The sequence below is a fragment of the Glycomyces terrestris genome (genome assembly GCF_003933745.1).
In the GTDB taxonomy this organism is placed as follows: domain Bacteria; phylum Actinomycetota; class Actinomycetes; order Mycobacteriales; family Micromonosporaceae; genus Glycomyces; species Glycomyces terrestris.
Genome location: NZ_RSEB01000001.1, coordinates 1,035,816 through 1,051,404, shown reverse-complemented (window position 1 = coordinate 1,051,404; position 15,589 = coordinate 1,035,816). Strand labels below are relative to the sequence as shown.

16 protein-coding genes and 1 pseudogene are annotated in these 15,589 nt (G+C 72.1%); 11 read left to right on the top strand and 6 right to left on the bottom strand.

Annotated features, from left to right (window positions below):
- Nucleotides 1–480: 480 nt before the first annotated feature.
- Nucleotides 481–1,254, top strand: coding sequence for a sigma-70 family RNA polymerase sigma factor (locus EIW28_RS04980; protein WP_125246565.1), 774 nt, complete (start codon nt 481–483; stop codon nt 1,252–1,254).
- Complete coding sequence (gene rsrA, locus EIW28_RS04975) at nt 1,251–1,547, top strand: mycothiol system anti-sigma-R factor (protein WP_125246564.1); 297 nt, start codon at nt 1,251–1,253, stop codon at nt 1,545–1,547. Before EIW28_RS04980 ends, rsrA begins: the two co-directional genes overlap by 4 nt.
- 21 nt (nt 1,548–1,568) lie before the next feature.
- On the opposite strand, the gene EIW28_RS25340 is transcribed toward rsrA, so the two are convergent.
- Nucleotides 1,569–2,153, bottom strand: coding sequence for a TetR/AcrR family transcriptional regulator (locus EIW28_RS25340; protein WP_158630289.1), 585 nt, complete (start codon nt 2,151–2,153; stop codon nt 1,569–1,571).
- 79 nt (nt 2,154–2,232) lie between these two features.
- Nucleotides 2,233–2,307: a 50S ribosomal protein bL37 gene (locus EIW28_RS25600; RefSeq protein WP_374209694.1), complete on the bottom strand. Its 75-nt coding sequence runs from the start codon at nt 2,305–2,307 to the stop codon at nt 2,233–2,235.
- A gap of 303 nt (nt 2,308–2,610) precedes the next feature.
- Here EIW28_RS25600 and EIW28_RS04965 point away from each other — a divergent pair, with 303 nt between their 5' ends.
- Together EIW28_RS04965 and EIW28_RS04960 are read left to right on the top strand one after the other, a co-directional pair.
- Nucleotides 2,611–3,642, top strand: coding sequence for an SIS domain-containing protein (locus EIW28_RS04965; protein WP_125246743.1), 1,032 nt, complete (start codon nt 2,611–2,613; stop codon nt 3,640–3,642).
- Between the two features lie 81 nt (nt 3,643–3,723).
- On the top strand, nt 3,724–4,953 hold the full coding sequence (locus EIW28_RS04960) for a hypothetical protein (RefSeq protein ID WP_125246562.1): 1,230 nt from the start codon (nt 3,724–3,726) through the stop codon (nt 4,951–4,953).
- Nucleotides 4,954–5,298: 345 nt separating this feature from the next.
- Here EIW28_RS04960 and dprA read toward each other — a convergent pair whose 3' ends face one another.
- Genes dprA through EIW28_RS04940 form a run of 4 tightly spaced genes read right to left on the bottom strand, consistent with a single transcriptional unit; the run spans nt 5,299 to nt 8,996 of the window.
- The gene (dprA, locus tag EIW28_RS04955) at nt 5,299–6,462 is read right to left on the bottom strand and encodes a DNA-processing protein DprA (RefSeq protein ID WP_158630288.1); all 1,164 of its coding nucleotides are present in this window, start codon (nt 6,460–6,462) and stop codon (nt 5,299–5,301) included.
- A gap of 50 nt (nt 6,463–6,512) precedes the next feature.
- Entirely contained in the window at nt 6,513–8,054 is a 1,542-nt protein-coding gene (locus EIW28_RS04950; protein WP_125246560.1) for a YifB family Mg chelatase-like AAA ATPase, read from the bottom strand.
- Nucleotides 7,954–8,463, bottom strand: a complete 510-nt coding sequence (locus EIW28_RS04945; RefSeq protein ID WP_125246559.1) for a YraN family protein — start codon at nt 8,461–8,463, stop codon at nt 7,954–7,956. The genes EIW28_RS04950 and EIW28_RS04945 overlap by 101 nt, the downstream gene beginning before the upstream one ends.
- A complete protein-coding gene (locus EIW28_RS04940) occupies nt 8,460–8,996 on the bottom strand; it encodes a M23 family metallopeptidase (RefSeq protein WP_125246558.1) in 537 nt (178 codons plus the stop codon). Before EIW28_RS04940 ends, EIW28_RS04945 begins: the two co-directional genes overlap by 4 nt.
- Before the next feature lie 434 nt (nt 8,997–9,430).
- Between EIW28_RS04940 and rpsB the strand changes: the two genes are divergently transcribed.
- The 7 genes and pseudogenes from rpsB to EIW28_RS25595 form a co-directional block, all read left to right on the top strand.
- Nucleotides 9,431–10,249, top strand: a complete 819-nt coding sequence (gene rpsB, locus EIW28_RS04935; protein WP_125246557.1) for a 30S ribosomal protein S2 — start codon at nt 9,431–9,433, stop codon at nt 10,247–10,249.
- A gap of 32 nt (nt 10,250–10,281) precedes the next feature.
- A complete protein-coding gene (tsf, locus tag EIW28_RS04930) occupies nt 10,282–11,094 on the top strand; it encodes a translation elongation factor Ts (RefSeq protein ID WP_125246556.1) in 813 nt (270 codons plus the stop codon).
- Nucleotides 11,095–11,245: 151 nt separating this feature from the next.
- A complete protein-coding gene (pyrH, locus tag EIW28_RS04925; RefSeq protein WP_125246555.1) occupies nt 11,246–11,971 on the top strand; it encodes a UMP kinase in 726 nt (241 codons plus the stop codon).
- A 108-nt stretch (nt 11,972–12,079) separates the two neighbouring features.
- The gene (gene frr / locus EIW28_RS04920; protein WP_125246554.1) at nt 12,080–12,637 is read left to right on the top strand and encodes a ribosome recycling factor; all 558 of its coding nucleotides are present in this window, start codon (nt 12,080–12,082) and stop codon (nt 12,635–12,637) included.
- Entirely contained in the window at nt 12,637–13,566 is a 930-nt protein-coding gene (locus EIW28_RS04915) for a phosphatidate cytidylyltransferase (protein WP_125246553.1), read from the top strand. Before frr ends, EIW28_RS04915 begins: the two co-directional genes overlap by 1 nt.
- 100 nt (nt 13,567–13,666) lie before the next feature.
- Nucleotides 13,667–14,815 carry a 23S rRNA (adenine(2503)-C(2))-methyltransferase RlmN gene (rlmN, locus tag EIW28_RS04910; RefSeq protein WP_125246552.1) on the top strand — a complete coding sequence of 383 codons (1,149 nt, stop codon included), beginning with the start codon at nt 13,667–13,669 and terminating at the stop codon, nt 14,813–14,815.
- A 20-nt stretch (nt 14,816–14,835) separates the two neighbouring features.
- A pseudogene (locus EIW28_RS25595) lies at nt 14,836–15,114 on the top strand (DivIVA domain-containing protein); the annotation flags it as partial.
- Nucleotides 15,115–15,589: the final 475 nt, after the last annotated feature.

Sequence of the window (15,589 nt, the reverse complement as noted above, 5' to 3'; positions counted from 1 at the left end):
GGGGGCCACCGCGCCCCGCGAGCGCCGCGCCATGATCGAGGTCTGGAAGGACATCAACCCCTTGGCCGTGGGCGCCTAGCGCTCACCGGTTCGGATGGCCGCGACCGCCCCTCGGGGCGACCGTCGCGGCCTTTCGCGTTGCGGGGGAGCAGGGGGCCGGGTCGAGACCTCCCCGGACCGGCGGCGGTGTCATGTCCGCCGGCCCGGGGCAGGTACTGGGAGTTCACGCCCCGGCACGGCCGGCGCGATCAGGACCCTTCCGGGTCCACCGACCATAACGACTCCGCGCACCGAAAGTTACCAATTCCGCCAATACGTAGTGTTTTCGCGTGATTCGAGGGTTTCGCCGGCCTCGTTCGCCCTCCCGCCCCGGCGGTGTGGCGGAGCGGACACGCCGCGGTTCGCCGCGGGCGGAATGAACGCGGGGCGGGCGCTGTTGAGCGGTACGAGTCTCCGACCTGAAAAAGGAGCGCATCGCTTATGACCACCACCGTCCGCGGACGCGAAGACGAACGTCTGGCCGCCTTGTTGAGCGGGCCCGACTGGAGCCCCGCCTACGGCGCCGTCGGCGGGGTCACCGCCGCGGGTATTTCCGCCGTCGCCCTCGAGACCCCTGCCGTAGGCTCGGCTTCTGAGGCCGACGAGAGGGAGACGGTGACCGAGGCAGGAAGCGAGACCGCCCAGGAGCGGCGCGAGCGTTTCGAGCGCGACGCGATGCCCCTGATCGACCAGCTCTACGGCGCCGCCCTGCGCATGACGCGCAACCCGGCCGACGCCGAGGACCTGGTCCAGGAGACGTTCCTGAAGGCGTACTCGAAGTTCCACCAGTTCCGCGAGGGCACCAACCTCAAGGCGTGGCTGTACCGGATCCTCACGAACACGTACATCAACTCCTACCGCAAGAAGAAGCGCCAGCCGCTGACCTCGCCGACCGACGAGATCACGGACTGGCAGCTCGCGGACGCCGAGTCGCACTCGGCCTCGGGGCTGCGCTCGGCCGAGACCGAGGCCCTCGACCACCTGCCCGACTCCGACGTCAAGGACGCCCTCCAGCGCCTCGGCGAGGACTTCCGCCTGACGGTCTACCTCGCCGACGTCGAGGGCTTCTCCTACAAGGAGATCGCCGACATCATGGGCACGCCGATCGGCACCGTCATGTCCCGGCTGCACCGGGGCCGGCGGCAGCTGCGGCAGCTGCTGAGCTCGTACGCCGCCGACCGCGGCCTTTCGCCCGCACAGGAGGGCCAGTCGTGACCAGCGAACCGGACAAGCCCCACCTCGACTGTCGCGAGGTCCTCGAGGAGGTCTACCTCTACCTCGACCAGGAGTGCTCCGAGGTGCGGCGCGACGTCATCAAGGACCACCTCGAGGACTGCTCGCCGTGCCTCTCGGAGTACGGCATCGAGCAGGAGGTGCGCACCATCGTGCACCGCTGTTGCAGCAATGAGAAGGCGCCCGACGACGTCAAGGAGCGCCTGCGCCAGAAGCTCAGCGCGATCGAGCAGGTGAGCGAGTTGTTCAGCGAGGTCGCCGAGCGCGATCGCTGACCGCGCCCGAGCGTCCCCGCGTCACGCGGCGGCGTTCGCCTCGATCATGCCGATCGAGATCTGGAGCGACGCCTCGCGGATCTCGTCCTCGGACTCGTCGACCCGAGGATACGTGATCCAGTTGCTGTAGAGGGTCGTGATCGCGTCCCACGCGCGCATGCGGTGGATCAGGGGCGCGTCCGACTCCACGAGCAGCGCGTGCAGGCGCCGCTGCCGCAGCCGGAAGACCGACATGCGGTCCAGGCGCGTGAGCGCGGCCTGGTTGTTCTGCATGAACCTGAGCACCGGCACGTGCGCGCGGATGACTTCCGCGTAGCGGCGCAGCAGCTCGGTGCGGGTGGCGAGTTCCCTCGGCTGGGTGTCGCCCCAGTCGCAGATGCCGTCGAGGTCGTTGGCGTAGGACTCGAAGAAGCTCGCCGCGATGTCTTCCTTGGTCTTGAAGTGGTAGTACAGCGCGGCCTTGGTGACGCCGAGGTGCTCGGCGATCTCCCTGAGAGAGGTGTGCTCGTAGCCGTGCTCGCTGAAGAGCGCGATCGCGGTCCCCTGGATCCGCTCGCGGGTGCTCGGCTGGTTCTGCTCGCGCGCTTCGCGCGGCGCTTCGGTCATGTGGGCAAGTCTCGTTCTTGTCCTCGGGCCAGTGCCATCGCGGGGCAGTCGCGGCCACGGCCGCCTGCCCCGCCAAGCGCTAGCTGTTCGGCCGCTTCCCGTGGTTCGCGGCCTTCTTCTTACGCGACTTGCGCTTGCGAGCTGCTTTCGCCATGGCATCCTCCTCGGTGGTCGGGAATTCAGTGGGTCAACCTTACCGGTACCTGCGCGACCGTCCGGAGGGCGTTGACGACGGCGTGAAATCGACGCAGGGTTGAGGGGACCGCACGGGGGCGCGGTCCGGCCGGCGGGATGCCCGGGCGGCGGTGGACGGCTCCGGCGCGCGTGCACTAGGCTTCATTTTGAAGGTTTGTTTAATATTTCTTTGCGGTATCCGTCTGACAAGGAGCGTCCCGTGAACCAGCCCCAGGCCGGCGTCCCCGACACCACCGGCGCCGACGAGCGCCCCGGAACCGGCATGGCCGCCGACATCGCCGAGCAGCCCGACGTCTACGCCGACGTGCTCGCCCACGGCGCCCCCGAGATCGCCCGCATCGCCGCCCTCATCGCCGAGCGCCGGCCCCGCTCCATCGTCTTCACCGCCCGCGGCACCTCCGACCACGCCGCCCTCTACGCCGCCTACCTCACCGAGATCCGCCTCGGCCTCCCCGCCAGCCTCGCCAGCCCCTCCGTCGTCACCGTCTACGACGCCCGCCCCGACTGGTCCGACAGCCTCGTCATCGCCGTCTCCCAGTCCGGCGGCTCCCCCGACCTCGCCCAGGTCGTCGCCGCCGCCCGCGCCGGCGGCGCCCTCACCCTCGCCGTCACCAACAACCCCGACTCGCGCCTCGCCGCCGAAGCCGAACTCCACCTCGACGTCCGCGCCGGCCACGAGCGCGCCGTCGCCGCCACCAAGACCTACACCGCCGAACTCCTCACCCTCCTGCTCCTCATCGAAGGCATCCGCACCGGCACCGGCCGCCTCGACGCCGCCGAGACCGCCGTCCTCGACAAGCTCCCCGAACTCGCCCAGAGCGTCCTCGACGACCCCGGCGCCGCCGACCTCGCCGGCCGCTACCGCTTCGCCTCCCGCTTCGTCACCACCGGCCGCGGCTACGCCTACCCCACCGCCCGCGAGACCGCCCTCAAACTCATGGAGACCTCCTACCTCCCCGCCCTCGCCTTCTCCGGCGCCGACCTCCTCCACGGCCCCCTCGCCATGGCCGACCCCGGCGTCCCCGTCCTCGCCGTCGTCGGCTCCGGCCCCGGCGGCCACGCCATGTGGAACGTCCTCACCCGACTCGAGAAGCAGCGCGCCGACGTCGTCATCGTCGGCGCCGCCGACGTCCCCGGCCAGACCGCCCGCCTCGCCACCCCCGCCGTCGACGAGCGATTCGCCGCCCTCCTCGACATCCTTCCGCTGCAACGGGTCGCACTCCATCTCGCCATCGAGCGCGGCGAGAACCCCGACGCCCCAAGAGGTCTCAAAAAGGTCACCGAAACGGTGTGACCCCAGCTCCGCGGCCCCGCGGCGGCTGGTGTTCACCTTCGGTTCACCGATCCGTTCAACCGAATCCGTACACTCAGCGTCATGCAGGCCCCACCTGCCGCGCAGACCGGCATCACCGAGATCGTCTGGCATGACAGGCGGTACCGGGCCCGTGCGGTCGCCGGCGGCGCCGCATTCGAGCTCTATTCGGACACTTCGGAACCCGGCTTCCAGCCGACCGGATCGGCCTACCACCGGTTCATCCACGCCTCCGAAGCCGTCAGCGCCGGCGGCGAGATGCTCCTCGCCGGCGTCGCCCCGCTGTCGATCCCGGTCATGCCCGGGATCACGGCGTCCACAGTGCACCAGTACAGCCAGAACCCGCGCATCGGCCCCGCCGAACGCGCCCTCGTCTCCGCCAGCCGCGCCACGGCGTTCATCACGCCCGGCACCCGCATGGTCAAACCCCTGAGCCGCCACCAGGTCTCGCGCCAACTCACGTCCGCGCCCCTGGTCAGCGGCCTGTGCTTCCGCGAATTCGACGTCGCCCACCTGCGGTTCCCCAACGACCGCGTCGTCCTCTCCGGCGACCCCGACGACGTGCGCGACCTCGCCTTCGCCCTGCGCTGGCGCGCGATCGCGCCCGAGGACTACACCAGCACCGAACTCGTGCACTTCCCCGGCCTCGTCGGCATCCCCGGCCGCGAACGCCGCGGCTCGATGATCCTCGGCACCGGGTTCCTGCCCAGCGGCACGCACCTCATCGCCGAGTTCGCCACCGCGGGCCTCGCCGACCTGCCGCTCACCGCGCGCGCGGAGATCCTCGCGTACACGCCCGACGGCGCCGAGATCGCGCTGTTCCAGTACCAGCCGCAGACCAACGTGTGGAGCCGCGTCGCCGGCGCCCGCCACCGCGACCTCGTCAACCGCATCCCCGGCCTCGAGACCGGCCGCACCCTCTTCCGCGTCAACCCCTCCGTGCACGCCGGGCTCACCGGCGAGCACGAAGGCGAGCGCGTCCCGATCACCGCCGACCCCGGCCACGGCTTCCACGCCTACGCCCGCGGCGCCGCCAGCCGCAGCCCGATCACCGCCCCGCGCCGCTTCCACACCCGCGCGCGCTGGCGCGACACCGAGGTCGTCGCCCTGGGCCGCAACGAGGACTGGGTCCGCCTGCGGCTGAGCAACCCCGACATCGAAGCGATCATGGCCACCGACGCCACCTGCGTCGAGCGCGGCGTCTACGAATGCTGGGCCCCCCTCGCCGAACTCGAGAACCCGAGCACGGTCAACCTCGACTACCCCCTCCCACCCGCCCCGCCGATCCCCTGACGCGACCGGCTTCCTTGGGGGCCCTCCCCCCCCGCTCCCCGCCCCCTCCCGCCCACCCCTCCCGTCGCACGCCCACCCTGAAGCGCCGGCTGGCGTTGCCGCGCCACCGCTTCGGTTTCCCCGGCGCGCCTCGCTGGGGCCCTCCCCCCCCCGCCCCCACCCCTCCCACCCCGGTTCGATTTCGGATGCGGTGCACCGCATTGCTTGCCAATGGCGTCGACGTGCGTGGAGTGCTGGTCGGGTCCGTGCCGGCTCGCCGTTGAGACGCGGTGGACCAGGCCGCCGGTTCGGCGGGGCTCGGATTCGGGTCAGGGTCGGACTCCTTTCGGTCGCAGGTGGTCGGGATCAAGGCCGCGAAGGCCTGGCGAGGCGCCAGCGGTTGTCTATTCGGTCGACCCAGCGCATGCGCTGGAGGCGTTCGAGGGTCTCGGCCGCCGTCTCTGTGGGGAGGCCCGCCGCGGCTGCCAGGCGGGCCGTTTCGACCACGTAGCCGCGCGGGAGGGACTCGACCAGACGCGCCTCGATCTCCGTCAGGCGGTCGAGCGGGCGGCGCTGCGGCGGCGGCGGGGTCGCGAGCGGGCCGCCGATGCCGGTCAGGTCCTCCACGACCTCCTCGGCGTTCGTCACCAGGCGCGCTTCCCAAGGCTCCCTTGCCAGCCGGTGGACCCCCACCGACTGCGAGGACGTCACCGGGCCCGGCGTGAACATCAGCACCCGCCCCAGCTCGGCCGCATACCGCGCCGTGTTCCGGGCCCCCGAGCGGTCGGCCGCCTCCACCACGACCGTTCCCGCCGTCAGCGCCGCGATCACGCGGTTCCGGGTCAGGAAGCGGTGCTTCATCGCCGACGAGCCCGGCGGCCACTCGCTCAGGAGCATCCCCTGCTCGGCGATCAGGTTGAACATCGAGTGGTTCGCCTTCGGATACGGCAGCTCCACCCCGCAGGCCAGCACCGCCACCGTCGCGCCGCCGCGCGCCAGCGAACCCAGATGGGCCGCCCGGTCGATGCCCAGGGCGCCGCCCGAGACGATCGTCCAGCCCGCCGAAGTCAGGTCCGCGGCGAGGTCGTCGGCCAGGTGCTGGCCGTACTCGCTGGCCGCCCGCGAACCGACGATCGCCACCGAGCGGCCGCACAGCTCCGCGAGGTCCCGCCGGCCCCGCACCCACAGGCACCTCGGCGGCCGCACGTGCGGTTCGTCCGCGTCGCAGACCAAGTGGAGGTCGCGCAGCTGCTCGGGCCAGTCGGGGTCCCCGGGCGCCAGCACCCGGGCGCCGCACGCCTCCGTCGCCGCGGCGATCTGCTCGGCGCGGTCGGCCGGGTCGGGCGTGCACGAGACCGAGGCGCTGGTGAGCCGCCGGAGCCGGTCCGGCACGTCGCCCTCCCAGATCTTCTTGACCGCCTCGATCGGGTCGGTGTCCGCGAGCAGGTCGTCGAGCTCGGCGTCGCCGGGCTCCACCAGTTCGGACAGCAGCATGAGCGCCCGGCGGGCGTCGGTGGGCAGGTTGGTCACGGGTCCTCCTCTCCGACCGCCTTGCGGCGGATCGGGTCTGCGGCAGCGGTTCATCGGAGCGGGTAGCCGAGCCGCAGCTCGCTGGCCTCGGCCACGTCGTCGGCGGTCGGTCTCTCGTGCTCGCGGAGGTCCGCGATCGTCCACGCCAGCTTCAGGACCCGGTCGTAGCCGCGGGCCGTGATGCGCTCCTTCAGCAGGAGGTCGTCGACGCGCCTGCGGTCGGACGGCGGCAGCCGCCAGCGGACCGAGCGGAGCACCGGGCCGGGCACCTCGCTGTTCAGGCCCCACGGCTCGCCGGCCTCGGCCCAGCGGGAGGCCGCCGCCTCCCGCGCCCGCAGGACCCGCTTCGCCACCGAACCGGACGGCTCGGCCTCCGTGACGTCGGTGAGGATCGCCGACGGCGGCACCGGCGGCAGGTGCACGCGCAGGTCGATGCGGTCCATGAGCGGCCGCGAGATCCGCGTGAGATAGCCGCGGCGCTTCAGCGGCGGGCAGGTGCAGTCCGCCGGCTTGTTCGGAGCGCACGGGCACGGGTTCGCCGCCAGGACCAGGGTCACCTTGGCGGGGTAGCAGATCGACGTGTTCGCCCGGCGGATGCGGACCTCGCCGCTCTCCAGCGGCTGGCGCAGCGAGTCGAGGACTGCGCGGGGCCACTCGGGGGCCTCGTCGATGAACAGGACCCCGCGGTGGGCGAGCGCGAGCGAGCCCGGACCGACGTTCCCGCTGCCGCCGCCGACCAGCGCCTGCATCGTGATCGAGTGGTGCGGCGCCTCGAACGGCGCGTTGTGCAGGAGCGCGGCCGCGCCGCCGGTGAACCTGCCGCGCAACGAGTGCAGTGAGGTCACCTCGACCGCCTCCGCGTCCGACAGCGGCGGCAGGATCGACGGGAGCCGCTCGGCGAGCATCGTCTTCCCCGCCCCGGGCGGGCCGATCATGAGCATGTGGTGGCCGCCCGCGGCCGCGATCTCCAAGGCCCGCCGGGCGAGCGGCTGGCCGTGGACGTCGGCCAGGTCCGGGAGCCGCGGCGGCGGGGGCGCCGGCGGGCGCGGCACCGGGTCCAGGGGCGTCTGGCCGAAGATCCAGGCGACGACGGTGGCGAGGTCGCGCGGGGCCAGGATCGTCAGGCCCTCGACCATCGCCGCCTCCGCCGCGTTCTCCGGGGCGACGATCGCCGTCCGCAGGCCGGCGCGGCGGGCCTCCATGAGCGCCGGGAGCGTGCCCGGGACCGAGCGCAGGCTGCCGTCGAGGCCGAGCTCCGCGAGCAGGACCGCGTCGGCGAGGCGCTCGACCGGGAGCAGGTCGTCGGCGCACATGATCGTCACCGCGAGCGCGAGGTCCGCGGCCGAGCCGGTGGTCGGGACCGAGGCCGGTGCGAAGTTCACGCTGATCGACTTGTCGGGGAAGCGGAGTGCCGAGTTCGCCATCGCCGAGCGGACCCGCGTCTGGGCCTGGTTGACGACGTTGTCCGGCAGGCCCGACATGCGGACCGTGTCAGCGCCCTTCGACGAGGACTTGTAGACCGAGGCCTCGACGGTGACCGCGACGGCCGCGGCGCCGACCATGCAGACGGTGTTCGTGCGCGCGTAACCCACGGCGGGCCCCCTGGCGGTGCTCGAGCTCCAGCCGCGCGGTGCCGGTGACGGTGAGCGCGAGGCGGTCGAGCCGCCACGGCTGGTCGGGGCGGCAGTGCCCGCGCAGCCACGAGCGGGCGAGGCGTTCGAGGCGGTGGACCTTCTCGCCGTCGACGGCCCCGAGCGGGCCGCCGAAGCGCTCGGAGCGGCGGGTCTTCACCTCGCAGACGACCACGGTGTCGCCGCTGCGGGCCACGAGGTCGAGCTCGCCGCTGCGGTCGCGCCAGTTGCGGGCCAGGATCTGCATGCGGTGCCGCTTGAGGTGGGCCGCGGCGAGGTCCTCGCCGAGGCGGCCGAGCTGGTGCGGGGTGAGGCGGCGCAGGTCGATGCCGTCCGGCCGCGGCGGGGCGGGAGTTCGCGAGACGTTCATGAGCGGGCCTCCGCGCGGCCGGGCCGGGGGAGGAGGCGGACCTCGCCGGCGCCGAACAGGAGCATCGGGTCGAGGTAGAGCGGCCCGCGCTTGAGGCCCAGGTGCAGGCAGACCGCGCCCGGGCAGGAGCCGTGGCCCGCTTGCAGGGCGCCGATCGGCTGGCCCGCGGCCACGGTCTCGCCCGCGGCCACCGACGGCTCGACCGGTTCGTACGTGGTGCGCAGGCCGTTCGCGTGGGCGATGCTCACCACGCCGCGCCCGGCGAGGTCGCCCGCGAACATCACCGTGCCGGCTCCGGCGGCGACCACGGTCTGCGCGTCGGCGGCGGCGAGGTCGACGCCGCGGTGGCCGCTCATCCACGGCAGGGGCGGCGGGTCGAACGGGGTGCGGAGGTCGAGCCCGCCGGTCGGCGGGCGCCAGGGCGAGTGGCCCTGGTCTCCCGCGAGCGCGGGCGCGGGCTGGAGGAGGGCCGTGGCGGTGAGGATCACGGTGGCGATGAGCCCCAGGATCGTCGCGTTCTGTAGTCGTCGCATGACTCAAGGTTCGGCGGGTGCGCCGGAATCGCCCACAAAAATCTTCCGGGCCTGTGGATAACTCCCGTGCCGGGGCCGCTGCCTGCGCGAACGCCTCATCATGCGGCGGGGGCGGCGGGCGGTTCCGGGCCGCGCCGGCGCATTGCCTCAGTCACTGCCGTCCACCGCCTTCGCGGGGGTCCGGCGGCGGCAAGTACACTGATCAAAGCGGTACGGCACCACTGTGCGCCGAACCGACTTCGCGCACTCGTCGCGGCCCGACCTCCATCGCCATCTCGGTACCCGAGCACTGCGGTGGGCAAGGTCCGGCCCTCGCGATCTCCCAGGTCCGGGTCCTTCCCGGTTGCGGATCGCCGGAGGCGGGTGCCAGGCGCGGGACGCCCGGACCTCGGGCGGCACCCGCGAACGAACCAGGGAACGAAAGGAACACAACCGTGTCGGTTGTCACCATGCGCCAGCTCCTCGAGAGCGGCGTGCACTTCGGCCACCAGACCCGTCGCTGGAACCCGAAGATGAAGCGGTTCATCCTCACCGACCGCAACGGCATCTACGTCATCGACCTGCGCCAGACGGTCGACTACGCGGCCAAGGCCCACGACTTCGTCAAGAACGTCGTCGCCGAGGGCGGCGAGGTCCTCTTCGTCGGCACCAAGAAGCAGGCCCAGGAGGCCGTGGCCGAGCAGGCCCAGCGCGTCGGGATGCCCTTCGTGAACCACCGCTGGCTCGGCGGCATGCTCACGAACTTCCAGACCATCCAGAAGCGCCTCATGCGCCTCAAGGAACTCGAGATCATCGAGGCCAACGGTGCGGCCAACCGCACCAAGAAGGAAATGCTCCAGCTCATGCGCGAGAAGGACAAGCTCGAGCGCACGCTCGGCGGCCTCCGCGACATGGAGAAGACCCCGGCCGCGATCTGGATCGTGGACACCAAGAAGGAGCACATCGCCGTCGACGAGGCCCGCAAGCTCGGCATCCCCGTCGTCGCGATCCTCGACACCAACTGCGACCCCGACGAGGTCGACTTCCCGATCCCCGGCAACGACGACGCGATCCGCTCCGTCGCGCTGCTGACCAAGGTCATCGCCGACGGCGCGGCCGAGGGCCTCCTGGCCCGCTCCGGCGGCCAGGGCGAGAAGGCCGAGGGCGAGCCGCTCGCCGAGTGGGAGAAGGAGCTCCTCGTCGAGGACAAGCCCGCCGAGGCCGCCGCTCCGGCCGCCGAGGCCGAGGCGACCGAGCAGACCTCCGCCGAGTAATTCGGCACTCACGAGTAGTAAGAAGGGGAGCAATGGCCAACTTCACGATGGCTGACGTCAAGAAGCTCCGGGAAGCCACCGGCTCCGGGATGATGGACGTCAAGAAGGCCCTCGAAGCGGCTGACGGCGACTACGACACCGCCCTCGAGGCGCTGCGCATCAAGGGCGCCAAGGACGTGGGCAAGCGCGCCGAGCGCACCACCGCCCAGGGCCTGATCGCCCAGTCCGGCAACACCATTCTCGAGCTGCTGTGCGAGACCGACTTCGTGGCCAAGAACGGCGCGTTCATCGAGCTCGCCCAGACCCTGGTGGAGCGCGCCGACGAGGTCCGCCCCGCGGACGGCGCGGCCTTCGAGCAGGCCGAGCTCAACGGCACCACGGTCGCCCAGGTCATCGCCGACGAGTCGGTGAAGCTCGGTGAGAAGATCGCCCTGGGCCGCGTCGGCTCGCTGGAGGGCGACGTCTCGGTGTACATGCACCGCAAGGCCGCCGACCTCCCGCCCGCCGTGGGCATCCTCGTCTCCTACACCGGTGACGCCGAGGCCGCCCGCCAGGCCGGCATGCAGGCCGCCGCGATGCGTCCGAAGTACCTCACCAGCGACGAGGTCCCGGCCGACATCATCGAGACCGAGAAGCGCGTCGCGCTCGAGACCGCCAAGGAAGAGGGCAAGCCCGAGCGCGCCTGGGACAAGATCGTCGAAGGCAAGGTCAACGCCTACTTCCGCGACTTCGTCCTGCTCGACCAGACCTCGGTCCTCGACAACAAGAAGACCGTCCGCCAGGTGCTGGCCGAGGCCGGCACCGAGGTCACCGGCTTCATCCGCTTCGAAGTCGGCCAGGAGTAGCGAGCGGTCCGCGGACGCGGACTACACTGGCTCCAGCCGTAAGCATGGGAAGGGGCGGCGGCGCAGGCCGCCGCCTCGTTCCATGTCTGGAGCACCCGGGCCGCGCCAGCGGCGCGCCGCCCGCCGAAGGAAAGTCAGAGCAGGGAGTGCCATGAGTCAAGCCACGTTCCGCCGGGTCGTCCTGAAACTGTCCGGCGAGTCCTTCGGCGGCGGTTCCGTCGGCGTGGACCCCGACGTCGTCCAGGCGGTCGCCCGCCAGATCGCCGCGGGCGTGGCCGAAGGCGTCCAGGTGGCCGTGGTCGTCGGCGGCGGCAACTTCTTCCGGGGCGCCGAGCTCCAGCGCCGCGGCATGGACCGCGCCCGCGCCGACTACATGGGCATGCTCGGCACCGTCATGAACTGCCTCGCCCTCCAGGACTTCCTGGAGAAGGAGGGCGTCGACACGCGCGTCCAGACCGCGATCGCCATGGCGCAGGTCGCCGAGGCGTACCTGCCGCTGCGCGCCATCCGCCACCTGGAGAAGGGCCGCGTCGTCATCTTCGGCGCCGGCGCCGGGATGCCGTACTTCTCCACCGACACCGTCGCCGCCCAGCGCGCCCTCGAGATCGGCGCGCAGGAGGTCCTCGTCTCCAAGAACGGCGTCGACGCGGTCTACACCGCCGACCCCAAGACCGACCCCGACGCGCAGCGCCTGGACGACATCACCTTCGACGAGGCCCTCAAGCGCGAGCTCATGGTCGTCGACCAGGCCGCCTTCAGCCTCTGCAAGGACAACGCCCTGCCGATGCGCGTCTTCGGCGCCGACGACGACGGGAACCTGCGCCGCGCGCTCGTCGGCGACCAGATCGGGACCCTCATCCACGCCGCCGAGGACTGAACCGGTGCGGCGGACCCCGCCGAAGGGGACGTCCGCGCCACCGAGGACCGACGGCGGGACGGTACGGTCAGAAGTGCTGTCAAGGCCGCGAGAGAATGTGAGAAAGCCGTGATTGACGACACCCTCCTCGAAGCCGAGGAGAAGATGGAGCGCGCCATCGAGCACGCCAAGGAGGAATTCGCCGCGGTCCGCACCGGCCGGGCCTCCTCCGCCATGTTCAACCGGATCACCGTCGACTACTACGGTGCGCCCACCCCCATCCCGCAGGTGGCCTCCATCGCGATCCCCGAGCCCCGCATGGTCATCGTCAAGCCCTTCGACTCCTCCCAGATGAAGGAGATCGAGGACGCGATCCGCAACTCGAACCTCGGCGTGAACCCGTCGAACGAGGGCACCCAGCTGCGGCTCAACCTGCCTCCGATGACCGAGGAGCGCCGCCGCGAGATGATCAAGATCGTCCGCACCAAGGGCGAGGACGCCAAGATCGCGATCCGCAACGTGCGCCGCAAGGCCAAGGACGAGATCGGCAAGTTCGTCAAGGACGGCGAGGTCTCCGAGGACGAGGGCCGCTCCGGCGAGAAGGAGCTCGACGACCTGACCGGCCGCTTCACCGGCCAGGTGGACGAGCTCGTCGCCTCCAAAGAGTCCGAGCTGCTCGAGATCTGATGAGCGCGATTCCCGACGGTGCGCCCGGCCGTCGCCCGCACCCGTCCCCCGACGGGCCCGGGCGCGGGCGCGACACCGCCGAGGCCGGCCCCGACCCCAAGCCCAAGGCCGGCCGCAACCTCCCCGTCGCCATCGGCGCCGGGCTCGGCATGGCCGCGGTCGTCCTCGCCTCCCTCCTGTTCCAGCCGATCGCGTTCCTCGGCCTCGCCGCGATCGCCGTGGCCGTCGCCTGCTGGGAGACCGGCACCGCGATGCGCAAGGGCGGCAAGAACGTCCCCGTGATCCCGCTCGCGGCCGCCGGGGCGCTCATCGTCGTCCTCGCCTGGTTCGGCGGGGCCACCGGCCTCCTCCTCGGCACCGCCGTCAGCGTCGCCGCCCTGTACGTGTGGCGGCTCTCCGAGGGCGCCACCGGCTACCGCACCGACATCTCCGCCGCCGCGCTCGTGCTCGTCCAGGTCCCGTTCCTGGCCGGGTTCGTGGCGCTCCTGGCGACCTCCGACGCCGGCGACGCCCGCCTCATCGACGGCGCCGCCGCGCAGGTCCTCATCTACCTGTTCGCCGTGGTGTGCTCCGACACCGGCGGCTACACCGCCGGGGTCCTGTTCGGCCGCCACCAGATGACGCCCCGCATCAGCCCCAAGAAGTCCTGGGAGGGCCTGGCCGGCTCCGTCGCGGCCGCCGCGATCGGCGGCTCGGTCACCCTCTGGGCGTTCTTCGGCGTGTCCTTCCCCCTGGGCGTGGCGTTCGGCGTGTGCGTCGCCCTGGCCGCTACCTTGGGGGACCTGTCCGTCTCGCTGCTGAAGCGGGACCTCGGCATCAAGGACATGAGCAATCTCATCCCCGGCCACGGCGGGGTCATGGACCGGCTCGACTCGATCCTCATGGTGGCCCCCGTGGCCTATGTGTGGTTCCGTTACCTGCTCGGGTGATGTGTCCTGATTGGTGGATCCGACGAAGGAGGGCCCGGGGTGAATTCGACGATCCGGGGTTGGCGGGCCGCGGGCCTGTCATGCGAGACTAGGTCGTGACATGTCTGTAGCACTCACGTTGACCGAACCGCGCCCCCGCAAGGCCGCGCCCCGGCACCTCGCCGACCTCGACCTGGCCGGGTGCCAGTCCGTCCTCTCCGAGATCGGGCAGCCCGCCTTCCGCGCCAAGCAGCTGCGCCAGCAGTACTTCGGCCGCCACGTCGGCGACGCCTCCCAGATGACCGACCTGCCGGCCGCCGCGCGCGAGGCCATCGGCGAGGCGCTGCTCCCGCGGCTCCTCCACCCGATCCGAGTCGACTCGTGCGACGGCGGCAAGACCGTCAAGGCCGTCTGGCGCCTGTACGACGGCGCGCTGGTCGAGTCCGTGATCATGGCCTACCCCGACCGGGTCACCGCGTGCGTGTCCTCGCAGGCCGGCTGCGGCATGGCCTGCCCGTTCTGCGCCACCGGCCAGGGCGGCCTCGACCGCAACCTGACGACCGCCGAGATCGTCGACCAGGTCGTCAACGCCGCCCGGCTCGCCGAGGAGCGCGGCCTGGGGCGCCTGTCGAACATCGTGTTCATGGGCATGGGCGAGCCGCTCGCGAACTGGGCCCGGCTCAAGTCCGCGCTGCACCTCATCACGAAGCCGGTGCCCGACGGGATCGGCCTGTCGGCCCGGAACGTCACCGTCTCCACGGTCGGCCTGGTGCCCACCATCAAGAAGCTCGCGGAGGAGGGCCTGCCGGTGCGCCTGGCGGTGTCGCTCCACGCGCCCGACGACGAGCTGCGCGACGAGCTCGTCCCCATCAACACCCGCTGGAAGGTCGCCGAGGTCCTCGACGCGGCCTGGGAGTACGCTCGGGTGACGAAACGTCGCGTCTCGATCGAGTACGCGATGATCAGGGACGTGAACGACCAGCCGTGGCGGGCCGACCTGCTCGGAAAGCTCTTGAAGGGCAAGCTGGTCCACGTCAACCTGATTCCCTTGAACCCCACGCCGGGGAGCCGGTGGGACGCGAGTCCCAAACCGGTTGAGGCGGAGTTCGTGCGGCGCCTCCGCGAAGCGGGCGTGTCCACGACGGTGCGCGATACGCGCGGCCAAGAGATCGACGGCGCTTGCGGGCAGCTGGCCGCTTCGGTCCGGGAGGCCGGGACGCCCGGCCGCGCCGGTGCGAAGCCGCTCGGCGCCTCCGGCGCCGCGGAGTAGGCGGAAAGGGTGGCTTGGTAGTGGCGAGTCATGGTGACCGGTTCCGGCGCCGGGCGTTGAGCCGGGGCTACAAGGTCGACGAAGTCGACGCGTTCCTGGACCGCGTTGAGGCGACGCTCGCCGGCGAGCCGGTGGGCAGCCCCGTCTCGGCGGACGAGGTCGACGACGTCGTCTTCAGGGTCCGCTTCGGCGGCTACGACGAGTGGCAGGTGGACGTCTACCTCGACCGGGTCGCGCGCCAGCTCGCCGAGCTGGAGGAGCGCGGCGTCCTCGGCTCCGCCCCCGCTCCCGACTACGGCAAGCCCGAGGCGGCGGCGCTCCCGGGCGGCCGCGGCTTCGACGAGCCCCCGATGCAGCCGGGGCCGGGCGCGCGCCGCGCCCCCGAGACCCAGGCGACCCAGGTCATCCCCGCGCACGAGATGATGGCCGCCCGCGAGATGGCGCCCCCGCCGCCGGCCCCCGAGCCGGTCGGCCGCGGCCGCGGACCCGCGCCGCGGGCCGCCGCCCCCCAGGACAACGAGGGCTTCGGCGACCTCCGCGGCGACGACGACGAGGGCTTCGGGTTCCTCTCCGGCCCGCCCGGGGACGACTACGACGACCCGTTCGCCAAGCGCGGCGGCCAGGACTTCGGCGCGCCCCGCGGCGGTCCCCAGGGCGGCCGCGGCGACTTCGGCGGACCCCGCGACGACTTCGGTCCGCCGCAGGACCAGTTCGGCGGTCCCCAGGACCAGTTCGGTCCTCCCCAGGATCAGTTCGGGCCCCCGCAGGACCAGT